This is a genomic window from Deinococcus puniceus, from assembly GCF_001644565.1.
In the GTDB taxonomy this organism is placed as follows: domain Bacteria; phylum Deinococcota; class Deinococci; order Deinococcales; family Deinococcaceae; genus Deinococcus; species Deinococcus puniceus.
The window spans coordinates 805,546-826,861 of sequence record NZ_CP011387.1 but is presented as its reverse complement, the minus strand read 5'-3'; the positions used below and the strand labels follow the sequence as shown (position 1 = coordinate 826,861).

Annotated in this window: 20 protein-coding genes; 9 read left to right on the top strand and 11 right to left on the bottom strand. The window is 63.7% G+C overall.

What is annotated here, in order from left to right; translation table 11 throughout:
* Positions 1–92: 92 nt before the first annotated feature.
* Positions 93–1,151, top strand: coding sequence for a CAP domain-containing protein (locus SU48_RS03785; protein WP_231881672.1), 1,059 nt, complete (start codon positions 93–95; stop codon positions 1,149–1,151).
* Between the two features lie 113 nt (positions 1,152–1,264).
* Positions 1,265–2,287, top strand: a complete 1,023-nt coding sequence (locus SU48_RS13900; RefSeq protein WP_231881671.1) for a CAP domain-containing protein — start codon at positions 1,265–1,267, stop codon at positions 2,285–2,287.
* Between the two features lie 39 nt (positions 2,288–2,326).
* Here the strand turns inward: SU48_RS13900 and SU48_RS03775 are convergent, their stop codons facing one another.
* Together SU48_RS03775 and SU48_RS03770 are read right to left on the bottom strand one after the other, a co-directional pair.
* Positions 2,327–3,562, bottom strand: coding sequence for a sensor histidine kinase (locus SU48_RS03775; RefSeq protein ID WP_231881670.1), 1,236 nt, complete (start codon positions 3,560–3,562; stop codon positions 2,327–2,329).
* A gap of 26 nt (positions 3,563–3,588) precedes the next feature.
* Positions 3,589–4,272, bottom strand: coding sequence for a hypothetical protein (locus SU48_RS03770; RefSeq protein ID WP_231881669.1), 684 nt, complete (start codon positions 4,270–4,272; stop codon positions 3,589–3,591).
* Between the two features lie 284 nt (positions 4,273–4,556).
* Between SU48_RS03770 and SU48_RS03765 the strand changes: the two genes are divergently transcribed.
* From SU48_RS03765 to SU48_RS03745, 5 genes are all read left to right on the top strand, one after another.
* A complete protein-coding gene (locus SU48_RS03765; RefSeq protein ID WP_064014088.1) occupies positions 4,557–5,465 on the top strand; it encodes a DUF4384 domain-containing protein in 909 nt (302 codons plus the stop codon).
* 474 nt (positions 5,466–5,939) lie between these two features.
* Positions 5,940–7,076, top strand: a complete 1,137-nt coding sequence (pdhA, locus tag SU48_RS03760) for a pyruvate dehydrogenase (acetyl-transferring) E1 component subunit alpha (protein WP_064014087.1) — start codon at positions 5,940–5,942, stop codon at positions 7,074–7,076.
* A gap of 118 nt (positions 7,077–7,194) precedes the next feature.
* The gene (locus SU48_RS03755) at positions 7,195–8,208 is read left to right on the top strand and encodes an alpha-ketoacid dehydrogenase subunit beta (protein WP_064014086.1); all 1,014 of its coding nucleotides are present in this window, start codon (positions 7,195–7,197) and stop codon (positions 8,206–8,208) included.
* A gap of 31 nt (positions 8,209–8,239) precedes the next feature.
* The gene (locus SU48_RS03750) at positions 8,240–8,740 is read left to right on the top strand and encodes a hypothetical protein (protein ID WP_064014085.1); all 501 of its coding nucleotides are present in this window, start codon (positions 8,240–8,242) and stop codon (positions 8,738–8,740) included.
* Positions 8,741–8,933: 193 nt separating this feature from the next.
* A complete protein-coding gene (locus SU48_RS03745; protein ID WP_082869650.1) occupies positions 8,934–9,995 on the top strand; it encodes a C39 family peptidase in 1,062 nt (353 codons plus the stop codon).
* A gap of 124 nt (positions 9,996–10,119) precedes the next feature.
* Here the strand turns inward: SU48_RS03745 and yidC are convergent, their stop codons facing one another.
* The 9 genes from yidC to SU48_RS03700 form a co-directional block, all read right to left on the bottom strand.
* Positions 10,120–11,754 carry a membrane protein insertase YidC gene (gene yidC, locus SU48_RS03740; RefSeq protein WP_064014084.1) on the bottom strand — a complete coding sequence of 545 codons (1,635 nt, stop codon included), beginning with the start codon at positions 11,752–11,754 and terminating at the stop codon, positions 10,120–10,122.
* A complete protein-coding gene (gene yidD / locus SU48_RS03735) occupies positions 11,751–12,104 on the bottom strand; it encodes a membrane protein insertion efficiency factor YidD (protein ID WP_456236269.1) in 354 nt (117 codons plus the stop codon). Before yidD ends, yidC begins: the two co-directional genes overlap by 4 nt.
* A gap of 10 nt (positions 12,105–12,114) precedes the next feature.
* A complete protein-coding gene (gene rnpA, locus SU48_RS03730; protein WP_064014083.1) occupies positions 12,115–12,591 on the bottom strand; it encodes a ribonuclease P protein component in 477 nt (158 codons plus the stop codon).
* A gap of 52 nt (positions 12,592–12,643) precedes the next feature.
* Complete coding sequence (gene rpmH, locus SU48_RS03725; protein WP_019010814.1) at positions 12,644–12,787, bottom strand: 50S ribosomal protein L34; 144 nt, start codon at positions 12,785–12,787, stop codon at positions 12,644–12,646.
* Positions 12,788–13,181: 394 nt separating this feature from the next.
* Positions 13,182–13,775 carry an antibiotic biosynthesis monooxygenase gene (locus SU48_RS03720; RefSeq protein WP_064014082.1) on the bottom strand — a complete coding sequence of 198 codons (594 nt, stop codon included), beginning with the start codon at positions 13,773–13,775 and terminating at the stop codon, positions 13,182–13,184.
* Positions 13,772–14,701: a drug/metabolite exporter YedA gene (gene yedA / locus SU48_RS03715; protein WP_064014081.1), complete on the bottom strand. Its 930-nt coding sequence runs from the start codon at positions 14,699–14,701 to the stop codon at positions 13,772–13,774. The genes SU48_RS03720 and yedA overlap by 4 nt, the downstream gene beginning before the upstream one ends.
* A 231-nt stretch (positions 14,702–14,932) precedes the next feature.
* Positions 14,933–16,255: a histidinol dehydrogenase gene (gene hisD / locus SU48_RS03710; protein ID WP_064014080.1), complete on the bottom strand. Its 1,323-nt coding sequence runs from the start codon at positions 16,253–16,255 to the stop codon at positions 14,933–14,935.
* Between the two features lie 234 nt (positions 16,256–16,489).
* Complete coding sequence (locus SU48_RS03705; RefSeq protein WP_231881668.1) at positions 16,490–17,149, bottom strand: DUF3108 domain-containing protein; 660 nt, start codon at positions 17,147–17,149, stop codon at positions 16,490–16,492.
* A complete protein-coding gene (locus tag SU48_RS03700) occupies positions 17,131–18,309 on the bottom strand; it encodes a phosphopentomutase (protein ID WP_064014079.1) in 1,179 nt (392 codons plus the stop codon). The genes SU48_RS03705 and SU48_RS03700 overlap by 19 nt, the downstream gene beginning before the upstream one ends.
* Positions 18,310–18,481: 172 nt before the next feature.
* On the opposite strand from SU48_RS03700, the gene lptB reads away from it, so the two are divergent.
* Positions 18,482–19,249, top strand: a complete 768-nt coding sequence (gene lptB / locus SU48_RS03695; RefSeq protein WP_064015816.1) for an LPS export ABC transporter ATP-binding protein — start codon at positions 18,482–18,484, stop codon at positions 19,247–19,249.
* Positions 19,250–19,261: 12 nt separating this feature from the next.
* Positions 19,262–21,202 carry a DUF3084 domain-containing protein gene (locus SU48_RS03690; RefSeq protein ID WP_064014078.1) on the top strand — a complete coding sequence of 647 codons (1,941 nt, stop codon included), beginning with the start codon at positions 19,262–19,264 and terminating at the stop codon, positions 21,200–21,202.
* Positions 21,203–21,316 lie beyond the last annotated feature (114 nt).

Below are 21,316 nucleotides of genomic sequence, written 5' to 3'. Positions count from 1 at the left end.
CACCCATCCCCCCCACTACAGAGGCGCTGCCCCCAAACTCCCGCGTAGATTCCTTCACGTCATCTTAAGATTCGCCCACCTAAGCTGAGTAGGTGAGCGCCAGAACAAAGAAAATCCGGGAGCCGCAGCACAGGAAGCCGAAGTGGGGCCGGGCCTTGCTGCTGGTGGGCCTCAGTGCGGTGTCGTGGACAGACTTGGGCCGCAACCTGTCCTCGTTGGCGCAGGCACTTCAAACGGGGCAATCTGTGGGCTACAGCGTGCGCCTGAGCGCCAATGGCGAGGGCCGCGCCCCGCTGGACGTGACCATGACGGCCACCGTACCGGGCGGCTACCGCGTGGCGTGGGACTACGGCGACGGGCAAGGCGGCGCGGGCGCAGAGGTGCGGCACACCTATTACCGGGCCGGAAGCTACACCGTGAGAACCCAGATTCTGGATGGGCAAGGGCGCGTGGTCAGCACGGCCACCGGGCAACTGGACGTGCAGAGCAGCGGCGCGGAGCGGGCCGAAGTGACCCTGCTGCTGGGGGCCGGAGAAGTCCGCGTGAGTACGGCGGGCAGCGTGGCTTACGCCCCCGGCACACCCAGCATTCTGGTCAATGGCCGTGAAGTCGGGCCAAAAGCAGTGGCGCTGGCCGCCGGACAACACCGCGTCACCGTGCGCGTGCCCGGCAGCAGCGGAATACTGGAGCGCAGCCTCAGCTTTACGATGGCCCCACTGGGCGGCAGCGTTCCTTACGACGCCGAGGTCTTGCGCCTGACCAACCGCGCCCGCCAACGCGGCTGGAACTGCGTCACCTTGCGGGAAGGTGGCCCGGCCTTGCCTCCACTGGCCCGCAATTCACAGCTTGATCTGGCTGCCACCGCCCAGTCGGCGGGCATGGCCCTCGCCGGATATTTTGATCACCAGAGCGCTCTGGACGGCAGCACCCCGTTTCGCCGGGTACAAGCCACCGGCATGAAGCCCCGCAGCAGCGCCGAAAACATTGCCGCCGGGCAAGATTCCCCCGAAGAAGTGGTGGACAGTTGGCTCCGCAGTCCCGGCCACTGCCGCAACATCATGGGCGACTTCAGTTCTATTGGCCTGAGCTACGTGACCCGGCCCGGTACCAAATACAAACGCTACTGGACGCAGGTCTTTGCCCGGCTGTAGGGGCAAGCTGCCGTTTGAAAAACCCGCGCTGCTCCTCCAGCGCTCAAATCAGGCTTAATGACCAGTCTGCAACATATGACGTGTTTTCAGGGTTCTCATACTATTCTTCATGAATGAAGTTGATGCCGCACGTTGGAACAGGCCAGAGCTGGGGAAAAACGGTCTGCGCTTTAGGGGTACTGCTGCTGGCGGGGCATGTCGTGGGCCTTCAAAGGTCTCCCACACCGCCTCCCCTGGCATTGAGTACCAGCTATGCCGACAGTGAGTTCCGTGCGCCGTTTGCCCTGACGTTAAAAGCCAGCGTGCCCGAAGGCCACCGAGTGCAGTGGGAGTTTGGAGATGGACGCACCGCCACCGAACTGGAAGTGCAGCACATTTACTATCAGCCCGGCGTGTACACCTACAGGGTCAAGAGTTTCGATGGGCACGGCAAGCCAGGGCAAACGATCAGCCGAACCGTGACCATCCAGAGCAGCGGCGCAGAGCGGGCCGAAGTGACTCTGCTGCTGGGGGCCGGGCGGGTGCGGATCAGCACGCTCGGCAGCGTCGCCTACGCGCCCGGCACGCCGCGCCTGCACATCAATGACCGGGAGATTTCTCCGCAGTTCGTGTCTGTTCCCGACGGCCCACACCGCGTCAGCGTGAGTATTCCCGGCAGTGCGGGTTTGCTGGAGCGCACCCTGAGTTTTACGATGGCTCCACTGTACGGCAGCAGTGACTTTGAACAGGAGGTGCTGGAACTGACCAATGCGGCCCGTGCAGGCGGCTGGAACTGTGACACCCAGCAAAGTGGCGGGCCTGCCTTGCCCCCGCTGACGCGCAACACACAGCTAGACATTGCCGCCACCGCGCAGTCGGCGGGCATGGCCCTCGCCGGATACTTTTCGCACGACAGCACGCTGGACGGCAGCACGCCTCTGCGCCGTGTGCAGGCCACCGGAATCAGCGTCAGGCGGGTCGCAGAGAACATCGCGGCTGGTCAAGCCACCCCCAGCAGCGTCATAGACTCTTGGCTGTTCAGTCAAGATCACTGCGCCGACATCATGGGGGAGTTCACCCTGATCGGCCTGAGCTACGTGAATAGGCCCGACACCAATGAAAAAACATACTGGACGCAGGTGTTTGGCCGCCCTTGAGTTGGTTTTCTGCCCGTCTGCTGTGGCCAACCCCTCTTGCTAAGCCCCCGGCTCGGCCAGCAGCGGCGTCCCGAAGCGCACGCGCACCAGCGTTCCCGCGCCGTCTTCGGGGGTGTGCAGGGTCACGTCGCCGCCGTGGGCACGGGCGTAACGGCGCACCAGCGACAGCCCCAGCCCATGCCCCTCGGTCAAGCCTCTTGGGCCGCGCTCGTAAGGCAAAAACACCTGTTCACGCAGTTCCGGGGCAATGCCGGGGCCAAAGTCGCGCACGTCTAGTTCGGGTTGGCCGCTCCGTTCGCCCAGCGTCAGTTCCACTGGCCCGTTCGTGTATTTCAGGGCGTTTTCCACCAGATTTTCGATGACCTGCCGGGTTCGGTTCACGTCCACAGGCCAGATCAGCGGCACGTCGGGCACCTGAGCGGTCACGCGGCCCCCGGCTTCGGCGGCGCGGCGCACCAGCGGGCGGAGATCGGTTCGCATGACCTTCAAGGTCACGTCCAGATACAGGTCGTTCAGGCGGGTCAGGTCGGCGCGGCTGGCCAGTTGCGTGGCGCTGTCTTCGATCAGGGCGAGTAGATGTTGACGCTGTTCAGGCGTATCGGCGTGGCGCATCAGGTCGCTGGCCAGCATCAGCTTTTGCAGCGGGCGGCGTAGTTCGTGGCTGGCTAAATTCAGGGCCTCGCGTTGGCGGGCTTCGCGCAGGCTGCGGCGTTCGCGCTCGGTGCGCCACAGCCACAGCGCCCGCACGGTCAGCAGCATACTCAGCAGGCCCGTGACGACGGCAGCCCCGATCAGGGCAAAGCGCATGTCCGAAAAGGCTCTAAAGTACGCAACGCCCGTTTCCTGCCCAAAATTGTTGGCCTGAGAATTCAGCAAAATGGCTTCGGCTCCGGCAGCCGCCACCGATTCGGGCGTGTCTTCCTGAAGCAGGCGGTTCACTGTCGCCAACCTCGCGTCGCCGTAGCTTTCTACCCTCGCCAACGAAGTGAACTGGCCGGGATTCCCCGCGCTAGATAAGGCCCGGTCACGGACATCAGGCAATTCCTCGGCAGGCTGCGCCGGGTCTAGGCGGGCCACCTGATAGTTCAAAATTTCTTGCACCAACCCCTGATAGGCGTAGGGAGACCAGCCGTTGTCGTTTTCCAGCAACTTGGTGTAGGCAGGCCGCGTGACCAGCGTCAGCAGCAGCACAGTCAGCAGGGCGGGCAGGGCCGCCAACAGCACTTCCCGCGCCGTGACCGTGCGGGACACCCGCTGTGCATAGGCCGGGGCCACGCCTCCCTGTGGTGGCTGGGCGCGGCTCATGGGGCGGGCGAAATTTTGGCGGCGTACCAAACCCAATAGCGCGAGTACAGCCGGGCCGGAAACTGCGTGGCATTGGCCGGAAGCACGATGGTCAGCGGGCCTTTTTGCAGCACCGGAATGGGCTTGCTGCCTGCCGTATGCGCCAACATGATGGGGGTATTCAGGTAGTCTCCGGCCCGGATGATGACCATAAAACCGTTGCTGGCATACACGCGCAGGTCTTTGCCCGCAAAGCCGCCCAGCCGCGCCAGATCGCGCAGGGGCACGCCCTCGTAGGTAAAAGTGCGGTTGAGTTGAGGCTGCTCGGTGGTGTAGCGCATAGTCGGCAAGGCCAGCAACTGTGCGCGCGTCAGCTTCAGGCTGCGGCCCGGACTTTCCAGCGTCAGCAGTACCCGTTCGCCGGGTCTGGCAGCAGGCAGCGCGGCCTTGCCGGGGCGCAGATACCGGAAGCTGCGCGGCGAGGGGCTGGCGCTCGGTAGCGCCGGAATGGACGCGGCCTGACGGGATGCAGGCAACGCAGGCACGCTCTGGGAGAAGGCTCCCGGCCCCATCCCGAACACGCCAACAGTCAGCAAGAACGCCGCCGCGCCGCGCCGCAGAAGCTGAGGATTCAGAAAGCGGCGTATCCGGCTTACCACAACATGGGCCATCTGGGTAAGGCCGGGTTCATGGCGGGTCACTTGAGCAGTCTAGAGGATCGCTTACACAAAAACGTCAACTTGGTTACGTGGTAAATACATTCTGGTCAGTTAAAAGAGCGTGGCTTGACCGAATTGCTTTCTGACCGGGTGGATAGTTTAGAAGACAGGCCGTTCGAGTGTGCTGCTTACTGTCCAGCTTGCAGCACTTGGCATACCAGATAGACAGAGAAGAGCCCGTCATCTGATGTGCCGATGAGAAGAACATCATGATTGAAGGGCGCGCAGGTCAGGCCCAAGTCACGCGGGGCCGTCAAGATAGACGCATGAAGAACAAACTGACCCTCACTGCTGGAGTGACCCTCAGCGCCCTGCTGGCTGCCGCGACGCTCGGCACTGTTCAGGCCGCGCCCCAGATCAGCGCCCAGAGCATCATCGTGAATCCGGTGCCCACCACGGTGAATGTGCGCGTGTGGACAGACCGCGACGCCAGCGGCACGCAGACCCCCAACTACTACCCAGGCGAGAACATTCGCCTGTACGCCAGCGTGTCTCAGGATTCGTATGTGTACCTGTTCAATATTGATCCGCAGGGCCAAGTCGATCTGATTTTGCCCAACGGCTACGCAGGCGGCGCGAACTTTCTGAAGGCCAACACGGTCAAGGTGTTCCCCAGCAACGGCGACGCCTATACCTTTACGATTGCCGCGCCCTACGGCCTGAACAGGGTCTTGGCAGTGGCCAGCAAGACGGCCCTGAACATCGACCAGATCGCCAAAGTGCGGGCAGGTCAGAACAGCTTTGCGCCCGTGAGTCCCGCAGCGCAGGGGCCAGAGCGCTTGGCACAGGCCCTCAGCATCGTGGTGAACCCGGTGCCCCAGAATACGTGGGATTCGGCTACCGCCTTCTATAACGTCGCTCAGGGCAACGTGGCCCCGGTTCGTCCCGCGCCCATTCAGCCCGTGCAGCCCGCTCCGGTTCGCCCCGTCCCGGTTCAGCCTGTGCAACCCGGCTACAGCATCGGCATCACCAAAACCACCTTCAGCAGCAACCGCAGCTTGGGCGACGTGAACAACGAGTACGTGAACCGTCTGCGGAATGAAGGCTTCGTATTGGTCAGCAGCCGCCAGACCGGGAACCACATCCGCAGCGAATTCAAGAGCAACCGGGGCACCGCCAGCCTTGAAGTGAAGCAGCGTGGCAACCGCTTCGACGTAACGATTACCCGCCGCTAAACCTTCTTCAACCCAGTCCGCCGCTTTCCTGCTATGCAGGGGCGGCGGGTTTTTTTTGGTGTGTGTGGACGGTGAAGCAAGGGCGTCTAAGGGCCTGAGAAAAGGTTGCTTAGGCTTTGGCTTTTGTTCCGGGGACAACTCCAGATCGTGGGGCAGCGTCAGCGACGGACTTTCTTAGACGCTTAGACCTTTTGACCCTTAGACCCTAAGACCCAGCAAACGCAACAAACCCCTCCCCAAACGGGCGTTAGGCAGGTCTGGTAGGCTAGACCTCTCAAGCGTTTCAACCAGTCGCAATCCGGGTCACAGAGGGGATGGAATGACCGTTCAGGCACACAACTTGACCGAATTGGCGGTGTTGAGCACACGCCCAAGCTCCAGCACGCGCCTGATGAACCAGCGCCGCGCTCCCTGAGTCGGCCCCGGAGCCTGCCTGTTTGCTGCTTCTTGCCTCTCCCCTTTTCAGGAGTTCCTATGACCAACCTCTCCCCTTCCGACACTGCCGCCTCTGATACTGCTGCGCCCACGCCGGACGCTTTGGCCGACTTTCCCCGGCACGCGCCCGCCACCGACATTCCTTTTCAGTTGCTCGCGCCAGACGGCACCGCGCCCAACCCCGACGCCCTGCCCGATCCTCAGATTCGCCTGAGCCTGTACCGCCACATGCGCCGAATCCGGCACTTCGATGAGCGCGGCTGGGTGCTGTACCGCACGGGACGGCTGGGTGTATTTCCACCGTTTAAGGGCATGGAAGGCAGTCAAGTGGGCACGGCGGCGGCCCTGACTTCTGACGATTGGCTGTTTCCGACCTACCGCGATACGGGCGCGGCCCTGACGCTGGGCCTGCCGATTGCCCGCACGCTGGCCTACTGGCGCACCAGCCCGCACGGGTGGCACATGCCGGAAAATCTGAAAGTCTTGCCCTTTTACATCCCGATTGCCACGCAGTACCCGCACGCGGTGGGCGCAGCCTTGGCCGAGCAGCGCAAGGGAACGAAGAATGTGGCGATGGCCTACATCGGAGACGGGGGCAGCAGCGAGGGCGACTTTCACGAGGCGCTGAATTTTGCGGGCGCACTGAACGCGCCGTGCATCTTTATTTTGCAGAACAACGGCTGGGCCATCAGCGTGCCCACCCGCACCCAGACCCGCGCCGTGAACTTGGCCCGCCGCGCCGATGGCTACGGCATTCCCGGTGTGCGCGTAGACGGCAACGATGTGCTGGCGACCTATCAGGTGACGGTGGAAGCGGTGGCCCGCGCCCGCGCCGGACAGGGGCCAACCCTGATCGAAACCGTGACCTACCGGATTGCCGCGCACACGGTGGCCGACGATCCCACCCGCTACCGCACCGACGCCGATACCGCAGGCTGGGCCGAAAAAGACCCGATTACGCGCCTGCGCCTTCATCTGCTGGCCGAAGGGATTTTGACCGAAGAGAGCGACGCCGCCCTGCTGAAAGAGATTGCCGAGGAGTTTGAAGCCGCGCTGAACGAGGCCGACACCTACCCGGAACCCGAACCCGCCGAGATTCTGGATCATGTGTTTGCCGAGCCGACGCCGCAGCTAGTGGCGCAGCGGGCCGAGATTCTGCGTGAGGTAGGGGAATGAGGGGCGAGCGTAGAGGGTGGATCGTGGATCGTAGAAAAAGCGTCCAGAACGTCCAATCTTTTGCCTTTCAGCCCACGATCTACCTCCCACGATCCACCTTCCAAACCGAGGTTTCCGCATGACCGCCACCCAGACTCCTCCCGCTACTTCCTCCACCACCCGGACGATGGTGGCCGCCATCAACGACGCGCTCGCCATCGCCCTAGAGCGCGACCCCACGACCTACCTGTTTGGCGAGGACGTGGGCGTCATGGGCGGCGTATTCCGCGCCTCGGACGGCTTGCAGGCGCGGTTCGGCACAGACCGGGTGTTCGATACCCCGCTGGCCGAGGCGAGCATCGTAGGCATGGGCATCGGCATGGGACTGGCGGGGCTGCGGCCTATTGCCGAGATTCAGTTCGCGGGCTTCATGTACCCGGCGCTCGATCAAATCTTGTCGCATCTGGGCCGTTACCGCCACCGCACCCGCAGCCGCTACAGCCTGCCGATGGTCATTCGTGCGCCCTACGGCGGCGGCGTGCATACTCCAGAGCAGCACGCCGACAGCCCCGAAGCGATTTTGGCGCACGTGCCGGGCGTGAAAGTGGTGATTCCCAGCACGCCTACCGACGCCAAAGGCCTCCTTCTGGCCGCCATAGAAGACCCTGATCCGGTGTTTTTCTTGGAAGCCATCAAGCTGTACCGCAGCACCAAAGAAAGCGTGCCAGACGGCCATTACACCATTCCGCTGGGCAAAGCTCGGGTGGTGACGGAAGGCGACGACGTGACGGTCATCACTTACGGCGGCATGGTAGAAGTCAGTGTGAAGGCCGCCGAAGCTGCCCGCGCTCACGGCATCGGCGTAGAAGTCATCGACCTGCGAACGCTGGTGCCGATGGACTTGGAAACGGTGCTGAATTCGGTGGCGAAGACGGGCCGCGCCGTCGTCGTGACTGAAGCGCCCCGCACCGGCGGCTTTCACTCCGAAATCAGCGCCAACATTGCTGAACACGCCATAGACAGCCTCCGCGCACCGATCCTGCGCGTGACTGGCTATGACGCACCTTACCCACCGTTTACCGCCATCGAGGACGTGTACCGCCCGAACGCGCTGCGGGTGGCGCGGGCCATTCGGACGGTGATGGGGTACTGATTTGGGATGTGTCAAGAATCAGAATAGGGCTATGCAGTCCAAACCGTTAGATATTGACGTGTACACGCAGCTTTACCGGCTCGATCCATTCAATGTGATGATTTTGCAGGGCTTGGTGGGATGTGCCGTTTATTCTCACCACCACCATGATTTTGAGCTAGGACAGATAACCAAGTTAGTGCTCACAGAAGGCTGGATAGGAAGTGAAGCAACGCTGAATAGGTCACACCGACTCATTCAACGCGCCTTCTCAGGGCGGTTGAAGGGCGCAGACGATGCTTGTGCGCGCCTGATTTCTTCAGCAGTAGACGGCTACCAGCGCCGTAGTTGCGACGAAGGAGACGAAGATTTACCGATCATGTGGGGCATCCAGTGGTTAGAGCAAATCGGCATGGCTGCACACAAAAATCGGGTAGAGATGAATCAAAACATGTTGGCACTTATTTATGAGTTTGAATCGGCTATTTTCGCAGATGTCCCATTGGCTCGTGAGACACAGCGGGCAATCTTAAGTCACATGCCTGCAAAGTAGATTGAACTGCGTTACTCATCGCTCAACTGAATAGTTCAAGCGAAGTAAAAAGCTGGCATGATTTAGAGGCGTTACTTAGTGTACAAACATAAGGGCCAAGAACAGGGTAGAAAAGAAAAATAGGTTTCATCTTCCCGCCTCACCCTCGCAAAACCCACAATCCCACCCCCCCAGACCTGAAACGATAGAGAGCATGAGCCTCCGCTCTCTGTCCTCTTTGCTGCTGCTGACCTGCTCCGGTTTGGCGGGGGCGGCTTCTGCGCTGTCCTCCTCTTCCCTGCCCCCATTTGCCAGCGTGCCCAGCATCCGGCACGAATACCAACGCCTGAACAACTGCGGCCCGGTCACGGTGGGCATGGCCCTGAGTCGCTGGGGCGGCACGCTGACGCAGTATCAGATTGCGCCGGTGCTAAAGCCCAACGGCGGGGACGTGAACGTGACGCCGCCCGAGTTGGCTGCATTTGCCCGCAAGCAGGGGATGCAAACGCACTTGGCAGTCAATGGGAGCCGCGCCCTGCTGAAGCGCCTGTTGGCCGCCGGATTCCCCGTGATCGTGGAAACGTGGTTTGTGACGGCAGACAGCGGCGGCATGGGCCATTACCGCATCCTCAACGGCTACGACGATACCAAACAAAAATTCACGGCACTGGATTCCTACTTGGGCAAACTGAGTTTTACCTATGCCCAGTTGGACGAACTGTGGCGGGCCTTCGGGCGCACGTACTTGGTGGTCTCGCCGCCGGAGCGTGAGGAAGAGTTGCGCGGCTTGCTGGGCTTCCGGGCCGATCCGGTGCTGGCAAAACGGGAAGCCTTGCGGGTGGCGGTGGCCGAAGCAGGCCGCAAGAATGACGCGATTGCGTGGCTGAACGTGGGCAATGCACGGCTGGCCTTGGGTGACTCTCGCGGCGCAGTGCGGGCCTACGATCAGGCTTTTGCCAGCCGCCCCGATGCCACGCTTGATCCCACTCGGCCTGCGCGCACGGTGGGCGGTTTGCCTTGGCGCACGCTCTGGTATTCCTTCGGGCCGCTGGAGGCCTACACCCGCACGGGCCGCACCGCCGATGTGCTGCGCCTGACAAACGCCGTGCTGCAAGACGCCCCCGCCCACGAAGAAGCCCTGTATTGGCGGGGCCGCGCGTTGGCCGCACAGGGTCAGAGCGCCAAAGCCAAAGCCGCCTACCGCGAGGCGCTGAGGGTTAGGCCCTCGTTCGCGGCGGCGCGGGTGGCGTTGGCAGGACTGAACGCGGGAACGTAGATCGTGGAGGGTGGATCGTGGTCTGGCCGTTTCCACGTTCTACGATCCACCCTCCACTCTATGAAACAGCCAAAAGAACGCCGCCCCGACCTATATTGTCGGGGCGGTTCTTTATCGTGCTGCCTTACTTCTTAGGTGCGTCTATCGTCTTAGCGACTTTGGCCGGACGCATCGGCGTTTTCTGTACCACTGTCGTCCCGATGCTGGCGGTTTCCTTCTCGACTTGCTTGTTGATCAGGATTTGCTGACCAATACCGATCAGGGTGCTGAAGATAATGTAGATCGTCACGCCTGCGGGGAAGGTCAGGGCGAAATACAGGAAGATAAGGTAGATGAAGGCCTGTTGGCGGAACATCGCCGGGTTCTTGCGGGTCATCACGTACAACTGGCCGATGTTCACGATCAGGTAGATCAGGGCCAAGATGTACAGCGGATCGGGAATGGCGAGGTCAGGCAGCCACAGGAAGCCGCTGTCGAACTCGAAGTTACGGATGGTCGACCACAGCGCGATGAGGACAGGGAACGGCACGAAGGTACTGAAGCAGCCCGCCGGATTGAAGTTGTAATCGCGGTAGACCTGCTGCATTTCCTGCTGCATCGCCCGCTGCGAGTCGGGGTCTTTGCGGTCTTTGTACTTGTCCTGCACTTCCTTGATCTTGGGCTGCATGACCTGCATCCGGGCGGTGGTGCGGCCCTGCGCCTGCATCAGCGGCCACATCACGAGGCGCAGCAGGACGGTCAGCAGGATCAGCACGAGGCCCCAGTTGGGCAGCACCTTGTACATGGCTTCCATCAGCTTGACGATCCACAGGCTGATCTGACCGAAGATATTGGGGGCGAACAGGCCAGGCAAAGTGGTGTAGCCGCTCTGGTACAGGTGAATCAGTTCGTTGCGGCCACCGAAGACTTCCACGGTGCTGGCGGCGGGCAGGGTCACGCTGAGCAGCGACTGTGCGCCGCCAGTCAGGGTAGCGTCGGCGTTGGTTCCGGCCTGCGGGCGCACGATCAGGGCGTGGGCGTTCTGGCCGGGGCCGAAGGTGCCGCCCACTTCCTGAATCGCGGCGTACTGGATGTTTTGCACGGTGGTGGTGCCGCTGCCCTGCACGCTGGCCGGTTGGCCCCCCACAGGCACGGCCTGCACGCGGGGATTGGCCGCTTTGGCAAGGCCGGGGAACAGCATGGTCACGCGCTCCGGGCCGCCCGTCACGGTGGTTTTTACATCCACCTTGAAGGAGCGGGGCCGCAGCGTCACCGTTTTGGTCACGGTTGCGCCGCCCTGCGTGTAGCGGAACACGGCGTCCTGACGGTTCTGGGGCAGGCTCTGCGTCAGTTGCGGCGCGGTGGCCTCGGCGGGTTGGGCTGGGTCAAGTGGCCCACCGGTGAGCGCAAACGCCCGGCGGTCTGCGGGGAAGGCAGCGGCTCCCTCGCCCTGCACGCTGGGTTGCCCCACCAGATTCATGATGCTGCGCTGCGCTTTCAGGGCCGTGAAATCGTACTTGCCAGTGCTGTCTTTTTTGATGAACGGCGTGCCCGCGTACAACTTGACGTACCAGCCGATGACCTCGCCCCGGTCGTTGAAGACCACGTCTTGAAGGTTGCTGGTGGCAATAAATTCGTCGCCGGGAAGGCCGTCGAAATCGGCCCTGATCCATTCGGGCTTGATCGCGTTGTTGAAGGAAGGAAGCGGGCCAGTAGTACCGCATCCGGTCAGGAGCAGCAAACCTACGGCAGTCAGCGGAAGCAGATGTTTTGGTTTCATGGTTTGGGTTTTCCAGCGGTGGGATGGGCCGGGTCAGCCGCAGGGGTGCGGGCCGCCGAGCCGAGATGGGCCGGGAATGAACTCGGCACCGGGTCGAAGCCGCCCGGCACCAATGGATTGCAGCGCATGACCCGCCACGCGGCCAGCCACCCGCCCCGCACGGCCCCGAAGCGTTCAATCGCCTCTAGAGCGTACTGCGAACAGGTCGGTACAAAGCGGCAAGTGGGTACGGGTTTCAGCGGAGAGAGCTTGCGCTGATAGCCGCGCACCACGCGCACCATGCCCCGCGCCACCAGCCCCGGAGAGGGAACGCGGGCGGCGGGAGCAGAGGTTGGCGCGGTCTGTTTCATGCGGCCTGCTTCATACGGAGGGGTCGCCCGGAGTCACAGCTTGGATCACAGGGACAGGTACGGGCTGAGGGCGGCCAGAGTTCCCGCCCTTTTGCCCGCCCGCGCCTTTTTTGACCCGGCCCGGTGCTTTGGCGAGGCTCCGGATCAGGGCGGCTTGCAGCGCCGGAAACGTGGCCGTGAGGACGCCCGGATTGGGCAGCAAAATAGCCCGGCAAGGCGGCAGGCCCCCCGGCAGGGTTCGCAGCGCCTCACGCACCCGGCGGCGGGCACGGTTGCGGTCTACAGCGCGTTTCAAGGTTTTTTTGGAGATAACCACACCGATGATGGCGCGGGGCTGCCACGTTTCGCCGTGTCGGGGGCGGTACTCGGTGAGGCGCAGGGTAAACAGCGGATCGCGCACCGCCACCCCATGCTGGCGCACTTTACGGAACTCCCGGTCACCACGTAAAGAATCCAGCGCCACCGGACGGCGGGGCCGTTCCTGCATGGCGCTGGACTGATCGGGCGTGACGATAGACGCTTCCTGTACGGGGAGGCGCTTACTCGTCAGCGACGGTGAGTTGCTGGCGGCCCTTCGCACGGCGGCGTGCGAGGATGTTGCGGCCAGCTTTGGTCTTCATGCGGGCGCGGAAGCCGTGGGTCTTGGCCCGTTTGCGGACATTGGGTTGGTAGGTACGCTTCATGCTGCTCTCTCCTTCGTTCGCGGCGGACGGGAGGATTCACGCCCCCGCACCGCTGCTGGCTGTCCCGCTGGGTTCCGGCGGTCTGCTCTCGCGACTGCCTTTCGCCTGCGGCCCTGCCCAGGCCTGTTCGGCCCGCGATCTTGCGCCCCCTCTAGAGGGCAAACTCTGGGAGTGTAGCACGGGGGGCGGCGGGCAGAAAAGGGGGAGCGAGTCCGGTTTCATAGGGGCGCTGTCTAAGGGTCTAAATGTCTAGGGTTCAAGGTGGCGGGGCGGGTTTGCTGCTGAATGTCCCCTCACGCCCCGAGGGAGAGGGGCAAATAAGCGCCAGCGATTGCCCTTGCTTAGACCCTTTGCCCCTCAACCCTTAGACCAAGCCCCCAGAACCCCCAGCCTCCTACCGCCGCAGCCACCCCGCCGCCCAGCGCGTCACCACGGGCATCACCAGATACGTCATGGCCGGAACCACCAGTACCATTTGGGGCAAGGCACGCAGCGGCGCGGGCCAGTGGCCGACAACGGGCGCGAGCAGCAAGCCGAGGCCCACGCTGACCGGATACAGGGCGGCCAACGTGAGCAGTGCCATTTTCCAGCGGGGCGGTTGGCGCAGGTTGGGCGCGGCGGGCGGCGTGAACCAGAACTCTAGGCCGGGTTGTTTTTCAAAGCTGACCTGTCCGTCTACGAGGGCATTCACGCGGGTCAGCCACTCGGCGCGTTCGGGCGAGAGTTCCCATTCGGCGGCGGCGTTCACGGTGTCGAAGCGGGCAATCAGGGTGTATTCGCGCTCGCCGGGAGGTGGACGAATAATGCCAGTTCCCCGGTGTCCCGGCACGCGGGCCAGCAGCGCCCCACCCTCGGTCAGCAGGGTTTCGTATTCAGCCTCGCGCCCCGGCAGAATGCGGCGGCGCACCACCAGACTCACGGGGTCGGTGGGGGCCATCTCGCGCAGGGTCAGGCGGGCCGAATTCGGGTCAGCATCGGGAGCGGTCATGGAGCGGCGGCCTCTGGCCCTGTCTGAGAAGGCATTTTCTTGGGCCACGCCACCAGCATCACCCCAGCCAGAATCACGCCCAACGCCACCCAGCCCAGCGCCCCCAAGGTTTCTCCGCCCAGCCCCACGCCCAGCAGCACGGCCACCACCGGATTCACGTAAGCGTAACTGGTGGCGAGCGCGGGCCGCGTGTGGGCCACCAAATACATGTAGGCGCTGTAAGCCACGAGGCTTCCAAAAATGGTCAGGTACGCCAGCGCCCACAGGCTGGCCGAGGTCGGCGTGCCCCATTGTTCGCCCATCAGCAGGCTGAAGCCGAACAGCAGCACGCCGCCCGTGACCATCTCGGCGGCGCTGCCCATCAGACCGGGGGGCAGCGGCAGGTGGCGTGACCACTGGCTGCCGAACGTCCAGCACAGCGGGGCCAAAATGAGCAGCAGGGCGGCCAGCGGCGTGGCCTGCAATTCGCCCACGTTCAGCAGGGCAATGCCCAGCAGCCCCACGCCGATGCCCAGCCATTCGCGCCCGCCTGTACGCTCGCCCCACAGCCGCGCAAACAGGGCCGCGAACAAGGGGGAAACGGCAATGACCATCGCGGCCACGCTGGAACTGGCGTCGCGTTCGGCCAGCGTGACGAGGCCTGTGCCGCCGCCCAGCAGCAGTAGCCCCACCACCGCACTCGCCCCCCACTGCCGCGCTGTGGGCATGGGCGCACCCCGCAGGCGCAGGAAGGCGAACAAGATGACACCCGCCACCAGAAAGCGGATGCCCAACATGCCCAGCGGCGGCAGGCTGCCAATGGCAATTTTGATGCCGAAATAGGTGCTGCCCCACACCACATACACGATGCCCAGCGCCAGCAGCACGGCGGGAGTCAGGCGGGCAGCGGGGGCGGAAGCAGCGGCGGAAGACACGCGGGAAAGCATACGCCTGCGCGGGGGCCGGGGTCTGAGGATGTGGGACGGTGGGGGTTTTGGGTGGTGTGGCAGCGGTCTAAGGGGCCGAGTCTAAGGGGCGAGGGTCAAAGGGTTTAAGAAAGGGCAAGGGCAATCGCCTTGCTCACTACTCCCGTGAAGGCAGAGAGCAACACCCACCCAAAACCGCCGTCAATCTGCACCTTAGACCCTAGACCTTTAGACCCTTAGAGTCCCCCATCTTCAAACTTCCTCAGCCACTAGCCTGCTTTCAATAGCCCGTGCGTGTGCTTCCAGCCCTTCGGCGCGGGCAAGTAAGGCGGCGGCGGGGCCGATGCGGTGCAGGGTGGCCTCGTTTACGCCGATCACGCTGATGATGTTTTGAAAGTCGCGCACATTGACCGGACTCATGAAGCGGGCCGTGCCGCCAGTCGGCATAACGTGGCTGGGGCCTGCCACATAGTCACCCAAGGCTTCCATGCTCGCTTCCCCGATAAACACGCCACCCGCCCGCTGCACGCGCCCCAGCAGGCTCCACGGGTCGCGGGTCAGCAGACAGAGGTGTTCGGGGGCGTACAGGTTGGCGAGGTCGAGAGCTTCGTGCAGGTCGGCGGCCAAAATGACCTTCATGCGGGCCTGCACGCTATCCCGCGCCCAAGTGCGGTTGGGTTCGGGCAGGTTCTCCAGTTGGCCGCCCAGTTCGGCCTGTACCCGAATAAGAAGGTCACGGCTGGTGGACACCAACACGGGTTCCGCGCCATTGTGTTCGGCCTGTGCCAGCAGATCGGCGGCCACGTAGCGGGCGTCGGCGCTGTCGTCGGCCACCACCAGCGTCTCCGTCGGCCCCGGCAGGCTTTCTATTCCGGTCTGGCCGTACACCAACCGCTTGGCAATCACCACGAAGAGGTTGCCGGGGCCAGCAATCTTGTCTACAGCGGGCAAGGTGGCCGTGCCATATGCCAGAGCCGCAATCGCCTGAGCGCCGCCCACACGCACAATCCGGGTCAGGCCCAATTCGCGGGCGGCCACCAGAATGGCCGGGTGAATCTGGCCGCCCGCGGCAGGCGGCGTGGCAATCACGATTTCGGGCACGCCTGCCACCTGCGCGGGCACAGCGGTATGAATCAGGGTGCTGATCAGCGGCGCGAGGCCCCCCGGCACGTACACGCCCACCCGTCCTAGCGGGCGAATCAGTTGGCCCAGTGCCCCGCCTTCATCGTGGTTGAGGAAGCCGTGCGCGGGCTGCTGCATATAGAAGGCACGCACGCGGGCAATCGCCAGCCGAATTGCAGCGTGGAGGTCGGCGTCTACCGTCGCGTCGGCCAGTTCCTCGGCACTCACTTCCAAGTGTTCGGGGCGCACCCCGTCCAGCCGTTCTGTCCAGTCGCGCAGGGCATCGTCGCCGCGTGCCCGCACATCGGCAATGATTCGCTCCACGACTTGCGTGGGCGTCAGCGCCTCGCCAAACGTGCTTGCTATGCGGGCCAGAACACTGTCAGGCACAGGAATATCGTTGAAGGTGCGGGTCAGGGCGGCGCGGGCGTCGGGGCCTTGAAGGACTTGCATGGTTGCTCCTGCGGAGGTCTAGGGGTCTGAGGGTCTAAGGTCCAGATGTACGGCGGCGGCGGGCGGGGGTGGATCGTGGGAAAGACAGGCAGAGAGCTGAGGCATTGCAGAACTAGGCAGGAGGGTGGATCAATGAGCAACGCAAATGCCCTTCCACACCACCCAAAACCCTACCGCCCCAGCACCTTAGACCCTAGACCTTTAGTCCCTTAGACACCACACTCTCAGACGCCTCTACCCCGCCCGCCGCCGCCGACGTTCCGGCTGGGCCTGCCGCCTCGCTTGGGGCAAATTGGCTTCGACTGGGCCAAAATCGGTGGGCTGAATCAGGCGCAGCAGGCGGTGAGGCGCGTCTTGCTCCACGTACACGTAAGCGTGGCCGGGGCGCAGCAGATACACATGCGCGGGCGTACCGTTCACGTCGCTGCCCTGCGCCGGGTGAAGGGTCTGCACATGCACCCGGCCCCCGGTCAGCCGTTGGGGCGGGACGTCCTGCCCGTGTTGGCCGCGCAGCCACAGCAGTAAGCTCACCGGGTCATGGTGGTCGCCAATCAGCGGGGCCGTGACCTCGTCTTTGCCCTGCCTCAGCGTCAACACGCCGCTTTTGCGGTCAAAGGTCGTTTCGAAACTGGGTTTGCCGCGCCCATCGCCCTCGCTGTAGCTGTGGCTGGCAAAAGTGCGGGCGTGCATTCGGCTGCTCTGCACACGCCGCACTTCGGGCAGCACGCCGCCGAAGTTGGTTTCTACGCGGGCGATCAGGGCGCTGCGTTCGGGGTGAACCGTCCACGTCTGCTCTCCGGCGTAGCGCCCGCCCAACGTTAGCGTCAGGGCGAACGATTCAGCCCCGATCTGGAAAGGCTCTTGGCCCGGATCGTTTATGCGATCTGCGTCCAAAAGCTCTCACCCGGCCCGTCCCAACCAGCGCCCAGCGCGTGTGCGGCGGTGGCCCCCACATCGGCAAACGTGGCCCGCTCGCCCAGATTCACTGCGCCTATGCCGGGGCGGTAGGCCAGCAGCATGCCGTATTCGCGGGTATGGTCGGTGCCGCGCCACGTGGGGTCGTTCCCGTGATCGGAAATGATGACCAGTGCGCCGTCTGCGGGTACGGCGGCCAGAATGTCGGGCAGCGCGGCGTCGAAATCGCCCAGACAGGCGCTGTATCCGGCAGGATCGCGGCGGTGGCCGTATTTGGCGTCGAAGTCCACCAGATTGGTGTAGATCAGGCCAGACGTGCCTTCTTCTGTGGCCTGTTTCATGCGGGCCAGCGTTTTGCGGATGCCATCGGGGTTGTCGTCGGTGTGAATCTCTTCGGTAAAGCCCTGATGCGCGTAGATGTCGGGGATTTTGCCGATGCCGATGACGGCCTGCCCAGCGGCCTTCAGGCTGTCCAGCACGGTCGGCGGCGGCAACAGACTGAAGTCTTTACGGTGTTCGCCTGCCCGCTCGAAGGGATGCTCGCCCCGGAAAGGCCGCGCGATCACGCGGGCCACTGCATACGGCCCCTGCAAAATCTCACGGGCGGCACGGCACCACTCATACAGCGTTTCCAGCGGCACCACGTCTTCATGCGCGGCAATTTGAAACACGCTGTCGCCGCTGGTATACACGATGGGATTCCCGGTGCGGCGGTGTTCCTCGCCGTAATCGCGGATCACGTCGGTGCCACTGTACGGCTTGTTGCACAGGTGCCCGCGCCCGGTGGCGGCGTTGAAGGCGTCCATCACGGCGGGCGGAAAGCCGTCGGGGAAGATCTGGAAAGCGTGTTCAAGCTGCACGCCCATAAATTCCCAGTGCCCGGTGCTGGTGTCCTTGCCGGGGCTGACTTCCAGCATTCGGCCATAAGCGCCCTGTACAACAGTCTCGGCGGGGATGGTCTGCGGACTGGTAGCAACGGTGGGAATGTGGCCCAGTCCCAGCCCAGCCAAATTGGGCAAGTGAACAGGCGCGGCGGCCAGCGTGTGATTCAGGGTGTGTGCGCCCACGTCGCCAAAGCTGGCGGCATCGGGCAATTCGCCCACGCCCACGGAATCCAGAACGATGATGGTGAGGAGCATGCGGGCAGTCTAACGGCACGGCGGATCGTGGATCGTGGACTGTAGGAAAAGACCTGACCACGATCCACGTTCCAGACTCCACCCACCCCTATCGTCACCCCTCTCACGGGCGGCGCGGAGGGCGCGTGGTACGCTTCCAAGCGTGACGCTGCCCGCTTCTTCCCCGCCTGCCATGCCCGACGCCACCCTTGCCAATCCCCCTGCAGGGTTGGGACGGCCTGAGTTGGTGGCAACCGGACTGTCCAAAAGTTATGGACGGCGGGCGGTGGTGCGGGGCGTGGATTTCCGGGTGCGGCCCGGCGAAATCGTGGCGCTGTTCGGCCCCAACGGTGCGGGCAAGACCACCACGTTTTACATGCTGGTGGGCTTTATTCGCCCCGGCGGTGGCAGCATTACCCTCGGAGAACGCGACGTGACGCGCCTGCCCATGCACGAACGGGCACGGCTGGGACTTGGCTATCTGCCGCAGGAACCCAGTGCTTTCCGGAAGCTAACCGCCCGCGATAATTTGTTGGCGATTCTGGAATATGGCCCGCTGTCCCGCGCCGAGCAGGAAGCCCGCGCCGATTCGCTGCTGGCCGAATTTGGGCTGACGCACTTGGCGGGCAGCTTCGCCTACCAACTGTCGGGCGGCGAGCGGCGGCGGCTGGAACTGGCCCGCGCACTCACCACTGATCCCGATTATCTGCTACTGGACGAACCCTTCACGGGCGTAGACCCCAAGAGCATCCGCGAGATTCAGCGCCTGATCCGCGAGCTGCGTGACCGCCGGGGCATCGGCGTGTTTATTACTGACCACAACGTGCGCGAAACCATTGCTCTGACCGATAGGGTGTACCTGATGTTTGACGGAGAAGTGAAATTTGAGGGCACGCCGCAGGAATTCGCGCAAGACGAAGACGCCCGCCGCCATTATTTGGGCGACGATTTCGAGCTGTAAGCGGAGACTGCGATGCTGTGGCTGTTTTTGCCCTTTGTAGTGATCTTGTCGGGCGTAGTGGCCTACGCCGCCGACACGATTGCCAAAAAAGCCGGGCGCAAGCATCTGCGCTGGTTCGGGTTGCGGCCCAAAACCACCGCGCTGATCGTGGCCGTGCTGTCGGGCATGGGCATCAGCGCGGCCAGTCTCGCGGCGTTCTTGGTACTCAATTCCAGCGCCATCAATACCATCGCTCAGGCCGATCAACTGCGCCCGCAACTGGACGCCCTGAAAACCGAGATTCTGAGTGTGCAGGACGACCTCAAAACCGCACAAATTGGCCGCGACACCGCCCAGCGCGAGGCCGAGGCGTTGCGGGCGCAGCAGCAAGCCGCCCTGACCGATCTTCAGGCCGCACGCAGCAATCTGAAAGACGCCCGCACGGCTCAGCAGCGCCTTCAGACCGAAGCTGCTGCGTTGCAGGACAAAGTAGAGGCGTTGACTACTCTGCGAACCGAACTGGAAGCCCGCGCCGTCAGATCGCGCACGCTGCTCACGGCATCCGAGGCGGCGCTGGCTTCCAGTCAGGCCCGTGCAGAGGCGCTGGACAGCCAAGTCATCGACCTGGATACCCGTTCGGCACTGGCAGAACAAGAAGCTAAGCTGGCCCAGAACCGCGCCGCCGCCGCACAGACCCAGACGGAAGCCGCCCAACTCCAGACTGAAGCGGCACAGGCTCGAACCGTACAGGCGCAGGCGCAGGCCGCCGCCGCACGGGCACAGGCCAACGCCGCACAGGCGCAGGCACGGGCTGCCCAAGCTCAGGTGGTGGCCGTCGCCGCACAAGTGGCGCAGGCCGGGGCGCAGGTGCGGCAGGCGCAGGCCAAGGTGCGGCAGGCCGAAGCGCAGGCCAAAGCCGCTCAGGCCAAGGCGCAGCAAGCTGAGGCGCAGGTGGAGCAGACCCGTGGCCTCGCCGCACAGTTGGGGATGCAGGTGCGCCAACTGGAAGCTGACCGCGCCGCAGCCACCAAAGAACGCAATGCCGCCGTTGCTGCCCGCACACAGGCCGAAGCCCAACTCTCCAGCACCCAGAAAGAAAGTGCCCGCCTACTGGCTGAGCGCGACAGGATTGCCTCGGAACGTGACCTCACGGCAAAGGAGCGCGACCAAGCCGCACTGCAACGCGACCGCGCCGCCACCGAACGGGCCAAAGCCGTGCAGGAGCGTCAGCAGGCCACAGCCGAACGTGACCGCGTGCGGGCCGAAGTGACCACGCTCCGCAGCCAACAAGCACAGTTGCGAACCGCCAACGAAGCCTTATCCAAGGATCTGGCAACCGCCCGCGCCACGCTGGGGCAGCTGCAAGACGAATTTTCCAGCGCCCGTAACGAGTTGAGTGCCAGCCGAAACACCGATCTCGCCTTTCCGCGCAACGACCTCGTGTATGCGGGCGTGGTGCCGGGCGTGCGGAACCTCGACGCCTTTTTGCTGGCCGCCGCCAACGCGGCCCAGAGCCGAGGCGCGAAGGGAACCCCCGCCGCCCGCCTGAATCCTGCGGCCCGCGCCGCACTGGAAACCAAACTGCGTGGCCTGAACGCCAGCACCTTCGTTCAGTGCCGCGCCGCCAGCAATGCAGTCGTGGGCTTTTCCGTAGACCTGACCTGCGACGCCCGCCCCAACAGCGTGCTGTACCGCAGCGGCGAGGGCATCCGGCGGGTGAACCTAACCCTCAGCGCCGACACCCGCAGTCTTCAGGCCCAGATCAGCGAGGCCGTGCAGGACGCCGTGCTTGACCTGACTACACGCGGTGTGCCCAGCGAGTACATCAACAATCTGGGGCTGGACGTGAACGAGTTCGTAGACCTGATTACGCGCCTGAACGCCAAAACAGGCCCCACCGCCACCCTGACCATCGCCGCCCGCGACGACGTACGCCCCGGCAGCCGGGTGGACTTGTACGCGATTTTGCCGTAACAGACGGGCTTTACTCAGTTCGTACCGCTGAATCAAGTCTCTAGGAGAACGCGATAGAGAATCGGAAGGCGAGTTGAATCTGGCCGCCTCGCCCTACTCCCGCTGTATCCCATC

What these genes read in the sequence shown, in the direction of transcription:
- lptB (WP_064015816.1), top strand. Translation starts at nt 18,482, where the DNA reads ATGCCCGACGCCACCCTTGCCAATCCCCCTGCAGGGTTGGGACGGCCT.
- SU48_RS03690 (WP_064014078.1), top strand. Translation starts at nt 19,262, where the DNA reads ATGCTGTGGCTGTTTTTGCCCTTTGTAGTGATCTTGTCGGGCGTAGTG.
- SU48_RS03745 (WP_082869650.1), top strand. Translation starts at nt 8,934, where the DNA reads ATGAGCCTCCGCTCTCTGTCCTCTTTGCTGCTGCTGACCTGCTCCGGT.
- SU48_RS03750 (WP_064014085.1), top strand. Translation starts at nt 8,240, where the DNA reads ATGCAGTCCAAACCGTTAGATATTGACGTGTACACGCAGCTTTACCGG.
- hisD (WP_064014080.1), bottom strand. Translation starts at nt 16,255, where the DNA reads ATGCAAGTCCTTCAAGGCCCCGACGCCCGCGCCGCCCTGACCCGCACC.
- SU48_RS03755 (WP_064014086.1), top strand. Translation starts at nt 7,195, where the DNA reads ATGACCGCCACCCAGACTCCTCCCGCTACTTCCTCCACCACCCGGACG.
- SU48_RS03765 (WP_064014088.1), top strand. Translation starts at nt 4,557, where the DNA reads ATGAAGAACAAACTGACCCTCACTGCTGGAGTGACCCTCAGCGCCCTG.
- SU48_RS13900 (WP_231881671.1), top strand. Translation starts at nt 1,265, where the DNA reads ATGAAGTTGATGCCGCACGTTGGAACAGGCCAGAGCTGGGGAAAAACG.
- yidC (WP_064014084.1), bottom strand. Translation starts at nt 11,754, where the DNA reads ATGAAACCAAAACATCTGCTTCCGCTGACTGCCGTAGGTTTGCTGCTC.
- SU48_RS03700 (WP_064014079.1), bottom strand. Translation starts at nt 18,309, where the DNA reads ATGCTCCTCACCATCATCGTTCTGGATTCCGTGGGCGTGGGCGAATTG.
- yidD (WP_456236269.1), bottom strand. Translation starts at nt 12,104, where the DNA reads ATGAAACAGACCGCGCCAACCTCTGCTCCCGCCGCCCGCGTTCCCTCT.
- pdhA (WP_064014087.1), top strand. Translation starts at nt 5,940, where the DNA reads ATGACCAACCTCTCCCCTTCCGACACTGCCGCCTCTGATACTGCTGCG.
- rpmH (WP_019010814.1), bottom strand. Translation starts at nt 12,787, where the DNA reads ATGAAGCGTACCTACCAACCCAATGTCCGCAAACGGGCCAAGACCCAC.
- yedA (WP_064014081.1), bottom strand. Translation starts at nt 14,701, where the DNA reads ATGCTTTCCCGCGTGTCTTCCGCCGCTGCTTCCGCCCCCGCTGCCCGC.
- rnpA (WP_064014083.1), bottom strand. Translation starts at nt 12,591, where the DNA reads ATGCAGGAACGGCCCCGCCGTCCGGTGGCGCTGGATTCTTTACGTGGT.
- SU48_RS03720 (WP_064014082.1), bottom strand. Translation starts at nt 13,775, where the DNA reads ATGACCGCTCCCGATGCTGACCCGAATTCGGCCCGCCTGACCCTGCGC.